Genomic DNA, 6,307 nt, shown 5'->3' with positions numbered 1-6,307 from the left:
GCCCGAGAGGATGTCGGTGAGGCTGCGCAAGGGGCGTTCGGAGCCAGGGTTGGTCACCGGGGCGCCGCGGCGGCCATTGTCGATCACCGCGTCCACCGCCTCCTGAAGCATGCGCTTCTCGTTGCGGATGATGATCTCCGGGGCGCCCTGGGCCAGGAGCTTCTTCAGGCGGTTGTTGCGGTTGATGAGGCGGCGGTAGAGGTCGTTGAGGTCGGAGGTGGCAAAACGCCCCCCATCCACCTGAACCATCGGGCGCAGGTCGGGCGGAAGCACCGGAACCGCCTCCAGAATCATCCACTCTGGGCGGTTGCCGGAATCGCGGAAAGCCCGCACCACTTCCAGGCGCTTCCTGGCCTTGGCCCGACGGGCCCGGCTTGGGTGCTTCATCTCCTCGACCAGCTCGGCCTCGAGGGCCCCCAGGTCAATCTCCTTCAGGAGCTCCTGGATGGCCTGGGCCCCCATTTTGGCGTCGATGTCGTAGGACTCAATGACCCGAACGGCCATCCGAACAAAGTCCACCTCTACCCGGCCGTAGATGTCCGAAACCACCCTGCCCCCGTCGGCCAATGCATCTCCCGGGCTCACCCGGTCGCCGTTGGTCACCTCCACATCGTCCTCAAACGGGTAGAGTCTGGCCTTCATCACCACGATGGAGGCCGGCTCATGCAGGTGCACCACCCCATCGGCCTCGGCGAAAACCTCTTCCTCGGGCTCAATCGCCCCTACCAGCTTGTCGCCCTTGCGCACCTTGGCCCCTTCGGCCACCAGCACGTGCATATGGGGCTGCAGCGGGTAGTTTTTCTCCACGGTGCGCTCCAGGGTAAAGGAGAGGTGCACCTCTTTCCTGTGGGTCTCAGCCTCGAGGCCCACCACCCTGAGGCCCCGGGGCATCCGAAGCTGGCCCTTACCCTGAGCCAGTACGTCCCCCTGGCCCACCAGCTCCCCCTGGCCCACCTTGATGTGCATGCCCGCGGGAATCAGGTAAAGCCCCCCTACCTCCCCGGTCTCGGGGTCAAGAATCCTGATGAGGGCTCCATCGGCCAACTCCTCTACCTGAACTGCCCCCGCATCCTCGCTCACAATCTGGTAGGAAGCCTCGAGCTCAGCGATAGGCTCCCCAGGTTTGTAGCTTTCCTGCTCAATCCAGGCTGCCTTAGGCAGGGTCAGGCTGGCCCGCTCCCGCTCGGTGTACTCCACCCTGAGCCGGCGGGGGAAACGGAAGAGCACCAAGCCGTCCATCCGGCTCACGATGCCAGGGGCCAGCTCCTGGCCCTTCTTAACCTCATCCCCATCCTTGACCAGGGCGTCCACGCCAGCGGGAATGGGGTAGGTCTCCTGCTTACCGAAGCGCAGCTCCCGGTACTCCTCATCGGTCAGAAGCTGCCGCTTCTGGACCGGCACACCGTTCAGCACGGCCCCTTTGGGGTCTAGGGTGATGTACTTAGCAAAGTAGAGCACCTGCTCGAGCTCCTGGGCCGAGAGGTCCAGAAGAGTGCCAATCTTGCTAGGCACATCCTTGACGTACCAGATGTGGGCTACAGGGGTAGCAAGGTCAACGTGGCCCATACGGTAGCGCCGCACGATGCTCTTGGTGACCTCTACCCCACAACGCTCGCACACCTTCCCCTCAAAGCGCTGACGCTTGTACTTGCCACAAGCGCACTCGTAGTCTTTCTGTGGACCGAAGATACGCTCGTCAAAAAGGCCGTCGCGCTCAGGTTTTAGGGTGCGGTAGTTGATGGTTTCGGGCTTCTCTACCTCGCCGTAGCTCCACTCCCGAATCTTCTCCGGCGAAGCCAGGCTTATACGTACCTTGCGAACTTCCCTTTTGATCATCTTCTCCCTCGTGGACGGCTGGACACTCACCGCCTAGAAGCCAATCCCTCGAAGATATCCAGGGTCTTCCCGTTTTCGTCGTAGGTCTCCACGTTAAGGCCCAACGACTGCAGCTCCTTCACCAAAACCCTAAAGCTCTCCGGCACGCTGGCCTCGGGCACATCCTCGCCCTTGACCACCGCCTCGTAGGCCGCGTTGCGCCCCTCAATGTCGTCGGACTTAATAGTGAGAATCTCCTGCAAGGTGTGGGCCGCGCCATAGGCCTCCAAGGCCCAGACCTCCATCTCCCCAAAGCGCTGCCCACCGAACTGAGCCTTGCCGCCCAGAGGCTGCTGGGTGATGAGGGAGTAAGGACCGGTGGAGCGGGCGTGCATCTTGTCCTCCACCATGTGGTAGAGCTTCATGATGTACATCACCCCCACCACAATCGGTGCCTCAATGGGCTCGCCGGTGCGGCCATCGTAGAGCACGCTTTTACCCTGCTGGAAAACCTGGCGAAGCTGCTCTACCAGACTCCTATCGCCATCCACCAGGCCCAGCTTGGCCGCCCTAGCCAACACCTCCCGCTCGCGGTTGTCTATGCCAAAGCCAGCCTTTAGACGCGCCTCCCACTTCTTGTCAAAGGCCTGGCCGAGCATCTCCTTGATCTGCTCCTCGCTGATGCCGTCAAAGACCGGGGTGATGAACTTGAGGCCCAGCTCATACCCAGCCAGCCCAAGGTGGGTTTCCAGAATCTGGCCCAGGTTCATCCGGCTCGGTACCCCCAGGGGGTTCAGCACAATGTCCACAGGAGTGCCATCGGGCATGTGGGGCATGTCCTCAGGGGGCAGGATTTTGGCCACCACCCCCTTGTTCCCATGGCGGTTGGCCAGCTTGTCGCCCACCTGCAGCTTGCGCTTTTGGGCCACGTAGACCCGCACCACCTCACGCACCCCAGGCTTCAGCTCCACCCCGGGGTCGCCCCGGCGCAGGCGGAGGGTCCGCACCACAATACCCCCCTCGCCCGGCGGCACCCGCAGGGAGGTGTCCTTGACATCCTTGGCCTTCTCACCAAAGATGCTCCGCAAGAGGCGCTCCTCTGGAGTGGGTTCGGTCTCACCCTTGAAGCTGGTGCGGCCCACCAGGATATCCCCAGCCTTGACCTCGGCCCCGATGCGCACCACGCCGTCTTCGTCGAGGTCGCGCAGGGCAGCCTCGGAAAGGTTGGGGATGTCCCGGGTGATGCGTTCCGGGCCCAGCTTGGTGTCGCGGGCCTCAATTTCGTAGCGCTCGATGTGCACCGAGGTATAGAAGTCGCGCCGCAACAGGTCCTCGGAGATCACGATGGCGTCCTCGTAGTTGTAGCCATCGAAGGGCATGATGGCCACCAGCACGTTCTGCCCCAGGGCCAGCATCCCTTCCTCGGCCGCAGGGCCATCGGCCAGGAGCTCGCCCTTGCTCACCCGTTGCCCCTTGCTCACCCGAGGGCGTTGGTCCAGGGCGGTTCCCTGGTTGGAGCGGATAAAGCGGCGCAGGGGGTACTCGTACACCGCCTTGTCGTCGCCCCGCAGAACAATCCGGGTGCTGTCCACATACTCCACCACCCCATCCGCCTCCGCGTAAATGGAGGTAAGGGAGTCGCGCACCACCCGCTCCTCAATCCCGGTCATGACCACCGGGCTTTGGGCCCTAAGGAGGGGCACCGCCTGGGCCTGCATGTTGGAACCCATCAGCGCACGGTTGGCGTCGTCGTGCTCGAGGAAAGGGATCAGGTTGGTGTTCACCGAGAAAATTTGCTTGGGCGACACGTCCATGTATTCCACTTCCTCAGGCCGCACCACCATGGGCTCCCCCCGCTTGCGGGCCACCACCTGCTGGGTGTCGAAGTAGCCCTCGGGGGTAAGGGGCGTGTTGGCCTGGGCGATCACGTAGCGATCCTCCTCGGTGGCGGTCATGTAGACCACCTCGTCGGTCACCCGTCCCTGCACCACCCTGCGGTAGGGGGTGAGGATGAAACCCAGGTCGTTGATGCGCCCATAGGAAGCCAGAGAGGAGATAAGGCCGATGTTGGCCCCTTCAGGAGTCTCGATGGGGCAGATGCGGCCGTAGTGGGTGCGGTGAACGTCGCGCACGTCAAATCCCGCCCGCTCTCGGGTCAGGCCGCCTGGCCCCAGGGCCGATATGCGGCGCTTATGGCGAAGTTCGGAGAGGGGATTGGTCTGGTCCTTGAACTGGCTAAGCTGGCTACGGCCGAAAAACTCCCGGATGGCCGCCACCAAGGGGCGGTTGTTGACCAGCTTGGCTGGGGTAGCGCTCTCTGGGGAGCCCAACAACATCCGCTCGCGCACCCCTCGAGCCAGGCGGGAAAGCCCTACGCGGAACTGGTCGGCCAGAAGCTCGCCCACCGTGCGGATGCGGCGGTTGCCCAGGTGGTCGATGTCGTCGGGCTCAAAACCGGGCTCGCCTGACTGCAGAGCAAAGAGGTATTTGAGCACCGGCAACAGCCCCTCATCCTTGAACTCCCCCTCTTCGAACCGGATAAGCATCCGGCCTGTGAGCTGGATGCCCAGCTTCTGCTGGGTTTTGTACCGCCCGGCCTCGCCCAGGTCGTAGCGACGGGGATCCGAGAGGAGGGAGTGAAGGTAGGTAATGGCCTTGTCCCGCTTGGGGGGGTCGCCCGGTCGCAACTCCGTGAAGAGCTTCAGTAGGGCCTCCTCAGGGCTCATCTCCAGCACCCGGGCCCCCCGGTACTGGGCCTCCAGAATCCCTGGCAAGAGCTCGGTGTAGCGGCCCAACTCCTGGTTCAGCCCCTCGGCGGTGTAGCCCAGCACCCGCAAGAGCAGGGCCAGCGGGAATTTTTTCTTGTTGACCTTCATGACCACGATGCCCGACTGCTCAAACTCCAAGTCAATCCATGGTCCTCGCTTGGGCAGCGGAATCACCGAGGCCACGTACCGGCCCGGGCGGGTCTGGTCAGGGGTGAAGTAGACCCCAGGGGAACGGTGAATTTGCGAAACAATCACCCGATCTGCCCCGTTTACGATAAAGGAGCCGTCCTCGGTCATGAGGGGCAGGTCACCCAGGAAGACCTCGTCCTCCTTGATGAGACCGGTGTCGCGGTGGATGAGCTGGAGGCGGGCATAGAGAGGAGCCTGATAGGTCAGGTCCTTCTCGCGGCACTCATCCTGGCTGAAGGGGGGCTCGCCGATGCGGTACTCAATGAAGTCCAGCACCAGCCCGCGCCCTTTCTCCCCCTCCTCAATTGGGAAGGTTTCCCTGAAGGCTGCCTGCAAGCCCACGTTTTCCCGCTTGCTGGGGGGAATGTCGGCTTGTAAAGCCTTCTTGAACGACTCAACCTGGATTTCGGTTAGGGGGGGAAGGGGGATAACCTCCTTAATCTTGCCGTACCGCTCTATCTTCATCCAGCACCTCGTACCCGTGGGCGCATTCCCGTGCCAAAGCCGACACGGCGCAGGGGTTCTAGGGTCGTTATGGGGTTTTCGTAAGCTAACAGGGTTCTTCCGCAGGCGAAGGCTCCCTGCGGCGGCTGGCTCTTACGCTGTCTGTGGAACGCAGGTGGGGCGCGATCCACAAAACATGGATGCTATACTAGCACACCGCTACGCAAAAACGCAAGGGGCACCCTGGTACACCAAGCTGCTTGGGGCGATTGTAGCACAGGGCGCGGGGTTTGAGTAGGCCCTCAGGCCGCCTGGGGCTTAGGCCGAGCAATCAGGTAGCGCCGGGCAGTCCACAAGAGAACCGAGGAGAAGACCACCCGCAACCAGGCTTCGGGCATCTGGTTGGCCAGCACCCCCCCTAAGGAGGCCCCTAGCAGAATTCCCACCACCAGACCAGGCACGTAAGCTCGGGCCAGGTTGCCGTGGCGGAAATGGGTATAAGAGCCCACCAGGGCCGAGGGGATCATGGCCAGAAGGGCCGTGCCCTGGGCGGTGTGCTGCTCTAAACCCACCAAGAGCACCAGGATGGGCACCGTAATCGTGCCCCCCCCCACCCCCAAAAGCCCTGAAGCGAAGCCCGCCATCGCCCCGGTCAGCGCCAAAAACAGCACCCGCAACCCCCCCTCAATCGGCTCGCCCACATGGGGAATGTAAGGCTTGAGCAAGAGGCTGAGGGACACCACCACCAAATACCAGCCGAACACCCGCTTAAGCCGCCACTCCGGCAAGCGGTTGGCGTAGCGGGCCCCCCAGTTGGCCGTAACCATGGCGCTCGGGAAAAGCAGCAGGGCCGCCAGCCAGTCCACCGTACCATGGGAGGCGTAAGCGAAGGCGCCAGCCAAACCTGTAAAGGCCACCATCACCAGGCTGGTGGCCACTGCCTCGTGCTGGGTCAGCCGGAGAAGAGCGTTCATCAGGGGCACCGCCACGACGCCTCCCCCCAGACCCACCAGCCCACCGAAGGCCCCGGCCAAAAGTCCGACCCACAAACTGGCAAGATTCACGCCTCTTTATACCACACAAATCAGATT

At 63.0% G+C, this 6,307-nt stretch carries 2 protein-coding genes and 1 pseudogene; all 3 read right to left on the bottom strand.

What is annotated here, in order from left to right:
- A pseudogene (locus NZ849_RS11110) lies at window positions 1-1,833 on the bottom strand (DNA-directed RNA polymerase subunit beta'); the annotation flags it as partial.
- Between the two features lie 29 nt (window positions 1,834-1,862).
- Window positions 1,863-5,237 carry a DNA-directed RNA polymerase subunit beta gene (locus NZ849_RS11105; protein ID WP_295407386.1) on the bottom strand — a complete coding sequence of 1,125 codons (3,375 nt, stop codon included), beginning with the start codon at window positions 5,235-5,237 and terminating at the stop codon, window positions 1,863-1,865.
- A gap of 281 nt (window positions 5,238-5,518) precedes the next feature.
- Entirely contained in the window at window positions 5,519-6,280 is a 762-nt protein-coding gene (locus NZ849_RS11100; protein WP_295407382.1) for a sulfite exporter TauE/SafE family protein, read from the bottom strand.
- Between the last annotated feature and the right edge of the window lie 27 nt (window positions 6,281-6,307).

Source organism: Meiothermus sp. (assembly GCF_025060375.1).
Taxonomy (GTDB): domain Bacteria; phylum Deinococcota; class Deinococci; order Deinococcales; family Thermaceae; genus Meiothermus.
This window is presented reverse-complemented; position numbering and strand designations above follow the sequence as displayed.